Raw genomic sequence first — 13,899 nt, 5'->3', positions numbered from 1 at the left:
AGCCTGTTCTTCAGCAGTGCATGACTAACCCAATCGAAAATAACCAAACCGGGCAGGCAAATGAAAGTTTACAGCGCCCGTAGGCTGCCATGCCTGATACTCCCGATCTCCCTGCACATTCTCATCAATACGATAAACGTTGACCCTCCAGCATACGCCTTTAGTCAGGGGCGACTTGAAGTTACTCGCTGGAATATGGATCACATACACCCGATGGCCCTGACGATCCACTTCTACAGCCGTTTGCAAACCGTCCAACTCCCAGGTTACGTCGGCTTTCAATTCCGAACCGTCGCCGTTATTGTGGATGAATGCATCAAAAACCACGTTGTGCGGGCTTACCTCCAACTCGATGTAGCTCCTGCCATCACCCTGTTCATCAATGAACAGTTCAACCACATCCTGCTCATACAATGGCTGATCCTTTTCCGTGAAATCAGATACGACGTAATCATCCTGGCATACAAAGCGAATATGCAAGTACTCGGGACTCCAGCCAAAACGGACTTCCGTGGATTGATGGGGCGCTCTGCCTGTTACCGTGTCCACCAGTTCCACTGGAACACATCGTTCCCAATCCGCAGCCGAGGGGAATCCACACTGTGCAACTGACCTGAGGGGTTCGCAGCAATAACTCGTGCTCCGTTCAACAGGGAGAGAGTGCATCCTAATCCTCTCCTTTTTAGCATAATCCGTGATGTTGTCTCTCTCGTAAGAACATGTGATAATACATATATTATAAATAATTTACGTGAACATTGATTTAGGAGATAAAGAGATTATTTGCACAATTCCGTTCAGTTTCAGCTGATCTATTTTGATAAATTACAACCTATATTCTTAGAAAAGGAGATGATTTGGAATGTCTCTCCAACAAGCGGTATATCCTCTGCAGCGAACCGCCAATTACAAGGAATGGTCTCCCAACGTGCATTACGCTCAGTTTCAGAGCCTTCCTCCCGGCAAACTGGCCAAGCGGCGTCTATATGATTTTGAACTTCTGTACGTCTCTCAAGGTGAAGCTGCCACTTATATGAACGATAAACACCATATTTTGAAGGCAGGTCAGCTCATTATGCTACCTGCCGGGGTCTATCATCAGAATGAAGTGGTCTCCAGCCCGGAAGCACGTTTTATTGGCATTCACTTTGATTTTTTCAACGAATTGACCATTCAGACCGAGGCAGACATGGTTGTGAACGAGGAGACAGTTCAGCATCATAAATTCGGTGTGGAAGCTTGCGCAGAGGGCATGACGCCGCTATCTTCCAACCCGGTATATACCCCTTCTCCAGCTGCCGTGCAGCTTATGGAGCAACTAGTTCATGAATTTACGATGCGCCCACCGGGATATGAACTGGTATGCAAAGCCTTGATGCTGCAAATATTAACTCATCTGCTGCGTTCATCCTGGCGAAGTTCGACGCGTCATGATTCGGTACACGGAGAGAAGCTGCTTGAACTTATGAAACGTATAGAGGTCGCCCCATCCGACCCGTGGACCAATTCGAGCATTGCCAAACAAATGAACCTGAGTGTGGATCACATGGCCAAATTGTTCAAACAGATGGCGGGCATGCCGCCCAACGAATATATTCAATCCATCCGCCTGAGCGAGGCACGCAAACTGCTGCGGGAAACGGATTATTCCATCGAGGCTGTGGGTGTACAAAGCGGTTACCCTGACATTCATTATTTCAGCCGTATGTTCCGCAAATATGAGGGCATTTCACCCCGGGAATACCGGAAGTTGTCCAGAATGCTATAAAAAAAAGAGCAGCCTGCCAATGTGCAGTCTGGACTGACCCCATAACGTGAGACAAATCAAAACACCTTCAAGAGAATGAAACCTTGTCGTAAGATAAGGAGACCATCTTGGAGGTGTTTTTGTAATGGCAACAAGAGTGAGTTATCCCGTGGAATTAAAGATGAAAGCCATAGAAATGAGATTGGCAGAGATACCCGTGAAAGAAGTTATGGATCAGCTTGGAATACGAAATAAGACACAGATAGAAACGTGGATGAGATGGTATCGAAAAGGAGAATTAAATCGCTTAGAGCAACCGGTTGGTAAGCAATATAGCTATGGAAGAGGTCCAGAACACACGACAGAACTGGAAAAAGTGAAGGCAGAAAACCGATTCTTAAAGCAACAACTCGATCTACTAAAAAAGTACAAGGAACTGGAAAAGAGGTGGAAGCAGAAGTCGTCATCGCTTGGGTCGAGTCCATTCGTAAAGAAGTGACCATATCTGAAGCTTGTGCATGGCTTGGAATTGCTCGAGCGACCTACTATCGCTGGAAGACAACCTGTGAGAGCAAGCATCCAGATCCGATGGTCGAGAAAGTAGCTCAGCTTTGTACTCAGCACAAGTTCCGGTATGGATATCGAAAAATTACTGCCTTGCTTCGGATTGAAGGTCCCATAAATCATAAACGAGTACAGCGTATTATGCAGTGCGAGGATTTACAATGCCGAGTGAGAATGAAAAAACGAAAGAACACGGGGCAACCTGCAAAACCTGCAGAACATCTACTCAAGCGCAAATTTTATGCAGAAGCTCCTTTTCAAAAACTGGTGACCGACATTACTTATTTGCCTTTCGGTAATAAAATGTTATACCTTTCAAGCATTTTGGATCTGTACAACGGAGAGATTGTCGCTTACAGTATAGCGGACAAGCAGGACACATCCTTGGTTTTGGATACGCTAGACCAACTTCCAGAGCGGACAAATATGCTGCTCCACAGCGACCAGGGTAGCGTGTATACTTCTCAAGTTTACCAAACCGTAATAAAGGGAAAAGGCATTACCATGAGCATGTCCCGTAAAGGAACGCCCGCTGATAATGCCCCCATTGAGTCGTTTCATTCCACACTAAAGTCTGAAACGTTTTACCTCGAAGATCTCAGGTGCACAACGACAGCCATCGTTGAACAGACCGTTCGAGACTACATCACCTACTATAACTTAATTCGGATTCAAGCGAAACTAAATAACCAGTCTCCGATAAATTTCCGAAGACTGGCTGCTTAAACTTGCAAGGTGTTTTGATCTCTGTCTCATAAAAGGGGTGCAGTCCCGTCTGCCCCATGCTTTTTTGAAATAACGTCTCCAACGATTCTTATATTATTTTCAGTTCATTTTTCCGTGCCAAATCATAACCTTTCATTCAGCTTATATAGATAATTTCCGCTCAATATCGTTCCCTCTACTTAGATTATACCGTTATTTATATGTTTTTTATATGTTTTTTATAGACTGTTTTTTTTGCAATTCCTACACTATACTGCTAAATACAAATCTAAAAAGAAGAGGTGCATCGGTATGGATGACCAAAAAAATGTCTTAGATAATGGACCTTTTTTTCATGGTACTAAAGCAGAACTGAAAATTGGAGATTTGTTAGAACCGCAATACTTATCCAATTACCAAGACAAAAAATCTAACCACATTTACTTTACGGGAACATTAAATGCTGCCAAGTGGGGTGCTGAATTAGCAAAAACGAATGCAAAAGAAAGAATCTACATTGTAGAGCCATTAGGAGATTTTGAAAATGATCCTAACTTAACGGATAAAAGATTTCCCGGAAATCCAACACGCTCATACAGATCTAAATCACCTCTAAAAATAGTAGCTGAATTAGCTTCATGGGAAAGACACTCCGATGAAGAGATAAATCACATGCTTACATCTTTAAAAAAATTAAGTGAAGAAGGGAAAAATGTGATTTACGATTAATTCCTAACCAAAGAGTTCCCTTCGTCCTAAATCTGGACAAGGGAACTCTTTGGTTGAAAGCTATTCTTTTTTGCCATTGGAAGACTGGCGGAATATACAGCGGTACGGAACGATCATTTTGACAGCTACTTCATATGAATGATCCAGATAATCGAGCAGCTGTTTAACTGCGAACATGCCCATCTCCAGCTTGGGAACATGAATGGTCGATAACGGCGGAGAGGTGAATTCGGATATTTCAATATTATCTACCCCAAAAAAGGCGATATCCTCCGGAATGCGGAGTCCTTGTTCCGTTGCAGCACGCATGGCCGCAATCGCCATCATATCACTGGCCGCAAAAATGGCAGTAGGTCTGTTCGCATTGTTGGTAAATGCACGCTTGGTCAATTCATAACTCAGTGAAACATCCCATTTCACATCGATCACCCAATCATTATCAATAGATAATCCCGCATCAGTCATGGCACGCCGATAACCAAGAAACCGTTTTTCCTCCAGGAAATCATTCTTGAATTCTGCTCCACCAATGTAGGCAATGATCCGATGACCTTGGGCAATCAGATGATTCGTTGCTTCCCTCGCTGCCTCTTCACGATCATAACCAACGACCGGAATGTCCGGGTCCGTAATATCCACACCCACAACAGTTCGTACATTGGCCTTGAGCCAGCGATAGGCTTCCGGATCAATCCGTTCCACCACAATCATGCCATCAATCTGATGTTCCTTTACCAGAGACTGCAGCTGCACGATATCCCCATCGTTTTCGATGCTGTACACAAATTCCAGACGCATGCCCGCTTCAGCAAGCTGCTTTTCAATGCCTTCCATAATGACTGAAAAATAAGGGCTGTTGTATTTATTTTGGGGAATGGCAACCACACAGCCGATCGCATATGCCGTTTTGGGCTGGACCTTTTTCTTCTTGATTGGACGCTGTGAACGATAGCCCAGCTCCTCAGCGGTGTCCCATATTTTTTTGCGGGTTTCATCGCTGACCGATCGATTGACATCGTTCTTCATCACACGTGAAACGGTAGAGATCGATACACCAACGCGGTCTGCAATATCCTTCAATTTTGCCATGTGAAGTCCCCACCTTTCCTCTAACTTATGTATTTAAACCCCATTCGTATTGGGGCAATTTCATCTCTTCAAACACAAATTTGCGGCAAATATAATTCTATATTTCTACTGGCCAGAAGTCAATGAAATGGTGCGTGGGCACAGTCTTCTATAAAATAATAGCGGCAGTCAGGGAGCTTGCTATCCCCCATAACTGCCGCAAATTTAATCCTTTTTAAGAATACGTATGAAGCCTTCCCATCTCTTTATCTGCTTATTGCATCTTAGAGGTCAAATCCTTAAGCGCTGCGTTCAGATCACCATCTCCGGCAAGTGGAAGTTTGAGTGACTGCTCACCATACGTCCAGACCAGATCAGTTTTCTTGGTTGTAAAGGGAGATACAATGCCATACTGCTGCGCATCCAGGAAGATTTTATTATCTTCACCTACAGTGGCAATATAGGCATCCGCTGCAGCCTTGTTCGCCGGAATCGAGTATCCCTGTTTCGCCAGTTCTGTCTGTCCTTCCGGACCTGCCAGCCAAGCGAGCAGCTTGTATGCCGCCTCTTCATGCTTGGTATTAGAGCTGATGGCAAGACCTGCTGGCTGAACAACGGTTTGGTTGGTTTTGAATTTTGGCAAATAGGAGATACCGTAATCCACCCCAGCCTCCTGGTAGTTGGTTGTATTCCAGCTGCCACCCGGATTCATTGCTACTTTGGATGTCGTAATCGCAAGGTTCACCTGTCCACCCAAACCTTCAATCTGAGCAGGTGTGGTGTTGATCTTTTTGTTTTTGGTCAAATCGATAAAATAGTTCAGCACTTCCATCGCTTCAGGCGTTTCAAGCGCAAGGGAACCATCGTCATTCACCAGCTTCGCACCGTTGGACCACAGCTCCGGCTCCAGGAACCAATCCATCGTTGATCCCGGTGAAATGGACAAGCCCCACTGCACAATGTTTGCGGCATCAAAACCCGCTTCGTCTGCGCTTTTTCCGTTCTTATCCAGCGTCAGCTTGGTTGCAATGTCGGTAATTTCATCCCACGTTGGCTCAAGCGATGGAACGGGAGCTTTATGAGGATTGGTGGCTTCATTCTCAAAGATCGCTTTGTTGTAATACCAGACGATGACGTTGGCATCAATCGGCAAGGATACTTGTTTGCCCTGATACTGGTGAAGTCCCAGCAGACTTTTGTCCACATTGTTCAGATCAAACTGATTTTCCGCCAGCAAGCCGTCCAATTCCTTGAAGATGCCAAGCTCGGCGTATTTCTCCACGTATGCATAACTTGTTTTGAACACGTCCGGAAGTGTGCCCCCAGCTGCATTCGCTGTCAGTCCGTCCCAATAGCTGCCCCAATCCTTGCCTTCGAGTTTGACCTTAATATCGGTATTGGCCTTCATGAACTGATCCAGCAGTTCCTGTGTACGATGAAGCTCTTCTGCCGTCCCCCACTGGGAGTATGTGATCGTTACAGGTTCGCTTTGACTGCTGCCGGAACCAGAAGAGTCGGCATTCTCGGACGATCCCCCGTTTCCACATCCACTAATTACTACCATTGTCGCAAGTACAAGTGCCCATACATTGAATAGCCGTTTACTCTTCGCTCTCATATACACAGCTCCCCTTTAAGTCATGTCATATCAAAAAGTCAAAAAAGTTCTATCCACCCGAAAACCGGAAAGCGAGGCAGCCATTCTACCCTTTGGTGCCCGTAAGCACCACCCCCTCGACAATATAACGTTGTGCAAACAGATACAGCAGACCGATAGGTACAATACTGATAAATGCACCCGCAGCGAGCGCCGGCAAATCCTGGCTCGTCTGTCCAATCAGCAGCTGCAAGCCCACGCTCAGCGTGAACATTTCTGCATTTTTGATATACAGGAACGGCCCAAGAAAATCGAGCCAGGAGTTCACAAAGGCAAAAATAATGGTTGTCATAATAATGGGTTTGGACAGCGGCATAATGACCCGTGCATATACCGTCCAGCGATTGCCGCCGTCGAGATATGTAGCCTCGTCCAGCTCCTGGGGAATGGTCATGAAAAACTGTCGGAACAGGAAGATATAATAGGCGCCTCCGAGCCAGGCTGGCACAATGAGCGGCAACCAGGTATCAATCCAGTTCAGCTTGGAAAAAAGGACGTACGAGGGAATCATCATAATGGATGGAGGAATCATTAAGGTAACAAGCACTACCGGGAACAGAATATTCCGATACTTGGTTGCAAAACGGGAGAAACCGTAAGCGACAAGTGAACTGGACACCACCGCTCCCGCTGCAACAAAGAAGGAAATGATAAACGAATTTTGAATCCACTGCCACATCATCGGCTGGACAGCGAACAACCGTTCAAAAGCTTCCAGACTGAATGTGTCCGGCAGAATGGTTGGAGGTACCTTGTAGGTTTCCGCTTTGGTTTTCAGCATGGTCGAGAGCATCCATACCAGAGGCCCTGCGAACAGCATTAATGCTACAATCAGCATGGTATATTGAGACGCTTTTACCGCTATTTTTCGGCTGTTCATGTAACTCTCCTCCTATCGTTCTCCCTCGTAATACACAAAGCGGTTCGATACTTTCATCAGGATCAGGGTGACAAGCGAGATCACGGCGAACAGGAAAATCGACTGCGTCATCGCCATGCTGAATTTCAGATCGGTAAAGGCCGATTTATAAATATTGTAGACAAACGTATAAGCCGAGTAGTTCGGCCCACCCTTAGATAGCAGCAGTGCTTCCGTAAACATCTGAAAGTTATACATCGTCTGAATAATGATGACAAACAGGATGGAAGGACTGATCATCGGCAGCGTAATCTGGAAAAATCGGCGTATCCCGCTCGCCCCGTCAATGGCAGCAGCTTCGTACAGATGTCTGGGTACATTTTTCAGTGCAGCCAGGAAGATCAGTACGCCACTGCCGGAGATCCAGACCTGAAGCATGATGATGACCGGCTTGATCGTATGCTCCCCGCCAATCCAGTCCACTTTGCCTATCCCCAGCGCGCCAAGTCCGGCGTTCAGAATGCCAAATTCGGAGTTGAATACCAGCCGCCAAATAATGACCGTTGCCACAATAGGCACCAGGGTTGGTAAATAGAAGAAGGTGCGGAACAAGGCAATGCCTTTGACATTAAAATTAAGCAGCATCGCCAGACCGAGCATGCCCGCCGTAACGATCGGAACACCGAATACAACGAAAAACATCGTGTTCATCAAGCTTTTCAAAAAGATGGGATCATCCATCATGTGCGTAAAATTATCAATGCCGACAAAGTTGAAATTGGTTGCTCCCGGAAGTCTCGCATCCGTAAAGGCGTAGAAAACCGAGGTTCCGAAAGGAAACAGGAAAAAGGTAATAAATCCGATGATCCAAGGCAAAATGAAGAGAAAAAACAGCAGTGTGTCATATTTTCTCAACCTGTTCATGATGACACCCCTCAGCCTGAAATTTCTTCTAAATAGACGTACCGTTCTTCCAAAATGGATTTCTCTGCCGCCAGAGCAATAAGCAGCGCGTTACGACCAACCTGCGCACTAGCAAAAGGCTGTCTGCCTTCCTGTACACATTTCAAAAAATCAATGCGCTGGGTCTGTCCACCCGTGTGTCCACCCATAATGGAATCCGACGTCACATCAATCTCGAGATGGTCCTTCGTCCAGTCCTGCCCGCCAACGATATCAATTGTTTTGTCATTACGGGCAACCATCTGGCCGCCGTTCTCTCCGATCAGGCCAATCTCAAGCCCTTCTCCCATCAGATTTCGCGGTTTCAGATACATGCACAGGCCCAGATTGGCCTTGCTGCCGTTGTCATAATCAATGGTGATGAAGGCATGGTCAACGATGGAGGTATCCGAAATTTCTTTCGTCGGATAGTGACTGTATGAATTCTGAATCCGATTAGGCTCTCCTTGCTTCATGACATGCTGGCCTCCAGAGGCAAACACGCGGACAGGCTTCGCCTGGATCATCCAGTTGAAAATATCGAAGTGATGACAATCCTTCTCTACAATCGCTCCCCCAGACTTGGTCTTGTCATAGAACCAATCCGCAGGCGGAAACGGATCACGGAATTCCTTGCACCACATCAATTTCACATCACCAAGACGTCCGTTCTCCAATTCCTTCTCCATTCTGCGATACAGATTCGAATACCGATATACCAATCCGATCTGCAAAACCCGTCCCGAGGCTTCCGCCGCTTCTATAATGGCATCACAGTCCTCAATGGTATGGGCGACCGGTTTCTCCAGAAATACATGCTTGCCAGCTTCCAGAAAAGCGACTGCCACTTCACGATGCAAATAGTTCGGTACACTGATGACCACCGCATCCAAATCTTCCTTGGCAAGCAGCTCACGATAATCGCTAACGATGGTAGGATTACTGTTCTTAAGTTCAGCCAGCGTACGTGCCACATTGGCTTCATTCATATCACAGATATAACGAACCTCACTATCCTCAAGCAAATCAAAACCAATGCAATGATGTGACCCCATGTCTCCTACACCGATAAAAGCCATTTTTATCTTCCCCATGCTTACACTCTCCGTTGCTCGTTAATTTGCGGCAAATGCCATGAAGCCAACTCAATGTCAATAAATCTAACAAGACTGTGACTATGTAACGATAGTAAAATAGTTTTAATTCCTTGTCAATTGATTTTGGCTAAATTTTAAATTATTTTGCGGCAACATATTTAGAGTTTGTTTTATATACTACTAAACATTATAACTCTTTATTTATCTTAAATTAAGCGTTTACATTTTTATTATATTATCATATACTTTAATTTGTATTCATTTTTATTTGCGGCAAATATTATATTAAAGTTATAAATAATCATGTTCAAAATCCAATGAAATACGCTTATTTTCAATAGAAAATACAATAAATTCTGGAAAAATATCTGTTGAATCTCCTGTAATCATCCCCTATAATGCAATTTAGACACGGAATCTAAGAACTAAAAACACATTTTATATTTGCCGCAAACCAAAATCACACCTTTTTAATTGTTTATTTCCCGATTACTACCATGATTCTTACATAAAACGTTACTATTCTGCTACTTCATGCGGATCAGAAAGGAGTTGACCTCTCCTAACTCTCCCCTCATAACGAAATTCGGGGTGGGCAGAACGAGTTATCATTTTTATCATTCAAAATCCATTATTCAGGAGGTAGACCATGACAAGATTATTTGAACAAAGCAAGCGGAGCTTTGGACTGTTTTTGGCTTTTGTCCTCATGATTACCCTGCTATTGCCTGCGGGAGCCTTACCCAAAGCCTCTGCTGCAACCATCACCATTGATGGCAATGTCAGCGACTGGAGCAGCGTTAGCTCTCTCACCACCAATAGTGGCATTGCCCAGACGCTCAAAGTAACCAATGATGGGACCAACCTCTATCTGCTTATTCAAGGCTCAGGCCTAAGTACAACGATGGGAAACTTCTGGATCAATACCGATAACAATACGTCAACCGGTTATCAGGCTGCGGGATGGGGGGCTACAGGTGTGGAGTGGCTGCTTGAAAATACAGGGTTATACCGGTATGGCGGCAGCGGAACGGACTGGGTCTGGAATTTCAACAGCACATTGACCAGCTCCCAATTCTACCGCAGTTCTACCGTCATTGAGGTCGCTATTCCTCTCTCCACACTGCAAATCAGTGCAGGCAGCACGGTGCGAGTCGGGTATATCGACAACAGCTCAGATACGTCGAGACTGCCTGCGGCTGGACAAACATTGCCCGCTTATCTTCTGACCTCAGCTGGATCGGGTGGTGGTACGGGGAACAATACCGTAGTGAATCCCGTAGAGCTGGACAGCCCTCTCAACAATCCATTCAAAGGCTGGGCGCCTTCGTCTAAGAGCATGACGTATGCGCAGCCGCACAGGCTCGTATATACCGGAGTGACCTGGAAGGAACTTGAGTCCACCAAAGGCACGTATGATTTCAGTGCGATTGAAGCCTCCAACAATTTTGCCTATTGGAAAAGCAAAGGCGTCAAAGTGGTGTTTCGCTTCATTCTGGACAGCCCGACTGGACAGGCTCACCGGGATATTCCGGACTGGCTCTACAATGACATGATTGCCCGTGGAGAATCGCCTGGAACCGTATACAACGATACAACCGGAGGCATGGGTACGGGAAACAACATGGGCTTCTCCCCCAACTACAACTCTACCTATTTGCAAGAACGACACAAATTAGCCATTGAGGCCATTGCGGCAAGGTACAATACCAACGATCGCCCGGTCGCTTTTATCCAGATCGGTTCCCTTGGACACTGGGGCGAGTTCCATACCTGGCCTTATGTCGGACCAAATGGCGAGACCAATTATACAGGCACTTTCCCTACGAATGACATTTCGAACAAGTATGTTCAGCATTATATTGATGCCTTTGCCGGCAAAGAGGACAAAATGCAGGTTCTGATCCGGCGCAGTATCGCCCTCGCCAAAACCAATAATAAAGGCATGGTCATGGGCATGTTCAACGATGTGTTTGGACATAAAGACAGCTTTGATGCCGATTGGGGCTGGTACACAGGTACCCAGAACGGTTATTGGGATGATATCGGCCAGCAGCAGCCAGGACATCCGAACTTCTGGGAGACACGTATCTCAGGAGGCGAATTTTACGGGGGAGCTTCCGGCATGCTTGCGGCATTAACTACCGGTAGCGGATTCACGGAAACGTTGCGTCAAACGGAACTTAGCAAACCAAGCTGGCTGGGGCCGAATTCCCCTGCCTCGCTTCCTCTGAATCATGCATTACAGGCTAACATTGATGCACTCAAGAAACGGATGGGTTACCACTTTGTCGTGAAGGAGATCTCGCACCCATCCACCATTAGCGGAAGCGCATTTACAACAACCATTAAAGTGGAAAACAAAGGCGTACAGCACTTCCCATTTGCCTGGCCGGTTGAAATTCAACTGCGCAGCGGCAATACCGTGGTCGCCAAGAAAACAACAACTGTTAATCTGACCACATGGAAAACGGGCACCTATACCCTGACTGATTCCATTCCGGTCTCCGGTCTGGCTGCCGGAACCTATGATATCGCGATTGCGATCATTGATCCGGAAACAAATAAACCTGGCGTGGACTTTGCCAATACAAACAAGCTGACCGACGGCTCGTTCAAACTGAGCAGTGTAACGAAGTAAACGGAGTTCACATGAAAAGAGCAGGAATGGGGGGCAGCGCCCTTCGTCCTGCTCTTTCTTTTTTGGATGATAACTATCCATCAACCGAACACAACAATCAGTAAGCCCCCAGCAACTTTCCCCCTATACATTAGGCACAGGTATCATTTGATTGCGTTCCATCAGAATCCATAATTCATCAACCAATTCTTCTGCGGAGTACGGTTCGGCTGAGGTAATCCACCATTCAATCATGCCAGCCAGCGCGGAAGCAAGGAATTGAAGCATAATCTCCTTGTTCCTTCCCTGATTGATGCCACTCATGTCGATTTGTTTATCCAGTCCTCTCAACAGAGCAGCCTGCAAGCGAGTTCGAAATTTCGGGACACTTTGATCGGCCAACACTGCACCATAGAATAGGGCATGTTCTCTCAGATACCGAAAACTGTGCAGCAGAGCTCCTTTGGAAGGAAATATGCCAGTGACTCCGCAGAAGAAACTGCTCTCGATCAGTTCCACCAAATGGGATTTTATACACTGATCCAACAAATCAAACTTGTCCATAAAATGTAAATAAACCGTTCCACGACTTACATTGGCTCGTTCTGCGATTTGATTAATCGTGATTTGCTCGAAATTTTTCTCGGACAGTAGTTTAATAAAAGCCTCTATAATCGATTCACGTGATTTTAGTATTCTTCTATCCATGCCTACTCCTTTTTGATATCAGGATCTGAGATCGAACAAAACAGTGGAATGTGTTCAATATTGTACACATTCCACTGTTTTAACAATTGTCGTCCAATCCCTTTATAAGTACGATCATTATATTGAACGGCTGAGAACAAATCAACTGACAGCTAGCAATACCGAATGGAGGACTATAATGATGAAAGTAATAGTGATAGAGAACTATGGAGGCTCGGAGATTTTTGTGGAGCAAGAGCGCGATATACCACATATTACCGATACACAGGTGCTCGTGGAGATGAGGGCGACCACAGTATCCTCAGCGGATCAACTGATCAGGACCGGAACATTCCGGCATTTCATGCCCACCCAATTCCCTTATGTTCTTGGAGTCGACATAGCTGGAATCGTCGTGGCCACAGGGAAAAAGGTTACTCGTGTAAAAATCGGGGATCGCGTCATTGCGGTGTCTCGTACAGGAGGTGGTTACGCTGAACATGTCGCTGTGGAAGAATGTGATCTTTCTGTGACCCCGCAGTCCCTTTCCGATGCAGAAGCCGCTTCGGTCTCTGCGTCCGGCATGACGGCCTGGCAAGCCTTATTTCACTATGGCAAGCTGCAGCCGGGACAGCGTATTCTGATCCACGCCGGTGCAGGTGGCGTAGGACACATCGCCATACAATTAGCCAAACAGCATGGCGCTTATGTGATAACCACGGCTCGGGCCCATAATCATCCATTTGTTCTTCAGCTCGGTGCCGACGAAGTGATTGATTATACAACAACCGACTTTGCGGAGTCTTTGAGTCCTGTTGATGTCGTGCTGGATATGGTTCGTGACCCGGTTGTCGATAAAGTCACTGGAATCGGAGCCACAGAAATGAAAAATTACAGCATATTAAAGGATAACGGGACACTCGTTTCTCTTGTTAATCCGGTTATTGCGAAGCAACCTCTCATTCGTAGGATTGATGCCCAGTTTGCTTTGATCACCCCCACTGCCAACGACTGGGAAGCGTTTATCTATTGGATTCAGACCAATAAGCTCGATATACATGTGGACAACGTATTTCCCTTTACCCGCCAAGGTGTAGCCGAAGCTTACGAATATGATGACACACGGAACAAGAGAGGCAAATTAGTCATTCAGAGGGATTCTATTAACAGATGACCTTCCTTCAAGCAGCAAAAAGAGCAAGTACTCGAACGCTTCCAAGGTTC

12 protein-coding genes are annotated in these 13,899 nt (G+C 46.0%); 5 read left to right on the top strand and 7 right to left on the bottom strand.

Annotated elements, in window-relative coordinates; translation table 11 throughout:
* Positions 1-24: 24 nt before the first annotated feature.
* Positions 25-666, bottom strand: coding sequence for a carbohydrate-binding family 9-like protein (locus MHB49_RS06005; RefSeq protein ID WP_405155425.1), 642 nt, complete (start codon positions 664-666; stop codon positions 25-27).
* A 196-nt stretch (positions 667-862) separates the two neighbouring features.
* Here MHB49_RS06005 and MHB49_RS06000 point away from each other — a divergent pair, with 196 nt between their 5' ends.
* The 3 genes from MHB49_RS06000 (at position 863) to arr (ending at position 3,745) form a co-directional block, all read left to right on the top strand.
* On the top strand, positions 863-1,768 hold the full coding sequence (locus tag MHB49_RS06000) for an AraC family transcriptional regulator (RefSeq protein WP_405155424.1): 906 nt from the start codon (positions 863-865) through the stop codon (positions 1,766-1,768).
* Between the two features lie 124 nt (positions 1,769-1,892).
* Positions 1,893-3,037, top strand: a protein-coding gene (locus MHB49_RS05995; RefSeq protein WP_111620854.1) for an IS3 family transposase whose coding sequence is annotated in 2 segments (ribosomal slippage) — positions 1,893-2,166 and positions 2,166-3,037 — 1,146 coding nt in all. Because the reading frame shifts where the segments join, the coding sequence is not laid out codon by codon here.
* A 291-nt stretch (positions 3,038-3,328) separates the two neighbouring features.
* Positions 3,329-3,745: an NAD(+)--rifampin ADP-ribosyltransferase gene (gene arr / locus MHB49_RS05990; protein ID WP_192263961.1), complete on the top strand. Its 417-nt coding sequence runs from the start codon at positions 3,329-3,331 to the stop codon at positions 3,743-3,745.
* A 60-nt stretch (positions 3,746-3,805) separates the two neighbouring features.
* Here arr and MHB49_RS05985 read toward each other — a convergent pair whose 3' ends face one another.
* The 5 genes from MHB49_RS05985 to MHB49_RS05965 all read right to left on the bottom strand — a co-directional run bounded on the left by MHB49_RS05985 (position 3,806) and on the right by MHB49_RS05965 (position 9,365).
* Positions 3,806-4,834: a LacI family DNA-binding transcriptional regulator gene (locus MHB49_RS05985; protein ID WP_405155423.1), complete on the bottom strand. Its 1,029-nt coding sequence runs from the start codon at positions 4,832-4,834 to the stop codon at positions 3,806-3,808.
* Positions 4,835-5,087: 253 nt separating this feature from the next.
* Positions 5,088-6,431, bottom strand: coding sequence for an ABC transporter substrate-binding protein (locus MHB49_RS05980; protein WP_405155422.1), 1,344 nt, complete (start codon positions 6,429-6,431; stop codon positions 5,088-5,090).
* Positions 6,432-6,516: 85 nt separating this feature from the next.
* Complete coding sequence (locus tag MHB49_RS05975) at positions 6,517-7,350, bottom strand: carbohydrate ABC transporter permease (protein WP_099855528.1); 834 nt, start codon at positions 7,348-7,350, stop codon at positions 6,517-6,519.
* A gap of 12 nt (positions 7,351-7,362) precedes the next feature.
* Positions 7,363-8,253, bottom strand: a complete 891-nt coding sequence (locus MHB49_RS05970; protein WP_072735121.1) for a carbohydrate ABC transporter permease — start codon at positions 8,251-8,253, stop codon at positions 7,363-7,365.
* A gap of 11 nt (positions 8,254-8,264) precedes the next feature.
* Positions 8,265-9,365, bottom strand: a complete 1,101-nt coding sequence (locus MHB49_RS05965; RefSeq protein WP_315794662.1) for a Gfo/Idh/MocA family oxidoreductase — start codon at positions 9,363-9,365, stop codon at positions 8,265-8,267.
* 652 nt (positions 9,366-10,017) lie between these two features.
* On the opposite strand from MHB49_RS05965, the gene MHB49_RS05960 reads away from it, so the two are divergent.
* A complete protein-coding gene (locus MHB49_RS05960) occupies positions 10,018-12,009 on the top strand; it encodes a DUF4832 domain-containing protein (protein ID WP_405155421.1) in 1,992 nt (663 codons plus the stop codon).
* 123 nt (positions 12,010-12,132) lie between these two features.
* Here the strand turns inward: MHB49_RS05960 and MHB49_RS05955 are convergent, their stop codons facing one another.
* Positions 12,133-12,696 (bottom strand): TetR/AcrR family transcriptional regulator, encoded by a 564-nt coding sequence (locus MHB49_RS05955; RefSeq protein WP_405155420.1) that lies wholly within the window; start codon positions 12,694-12,696, stop codon positions 12,133-12,135.
* A gap of 178 nt (positions 12,697-12,874) precedes the next feature.
* Between MHB49_RS05955 and MHB49_RS05950 the strand changes: the two genes are divergently transcribed.
* Entirely contained in the window at positions 12,875-13,849 is a 975-nt protein-coding gene (locus tag MHB49_RS05950; protein WP_405155419.1) for an NADP-dependent oxidoreductase, read from the top strand.
* The last annotated feature ends 50 nt before the right edge of the window (positions 13,850-13,899 follow it).

Origin of the sequence: Paenibacillus sp. FSL K6-0108 (assembly GCF_045040695.1) — a bacterium.
GTDB lineage: Bacteria > Bacillota > Bacilli > Paenibacillales > Paenibacillaceae > Paenibacillus > Paenibacillus pabuli_B.
This window is presented reverse-complemented; position numbering and strand designations above follow the sequence as displayed.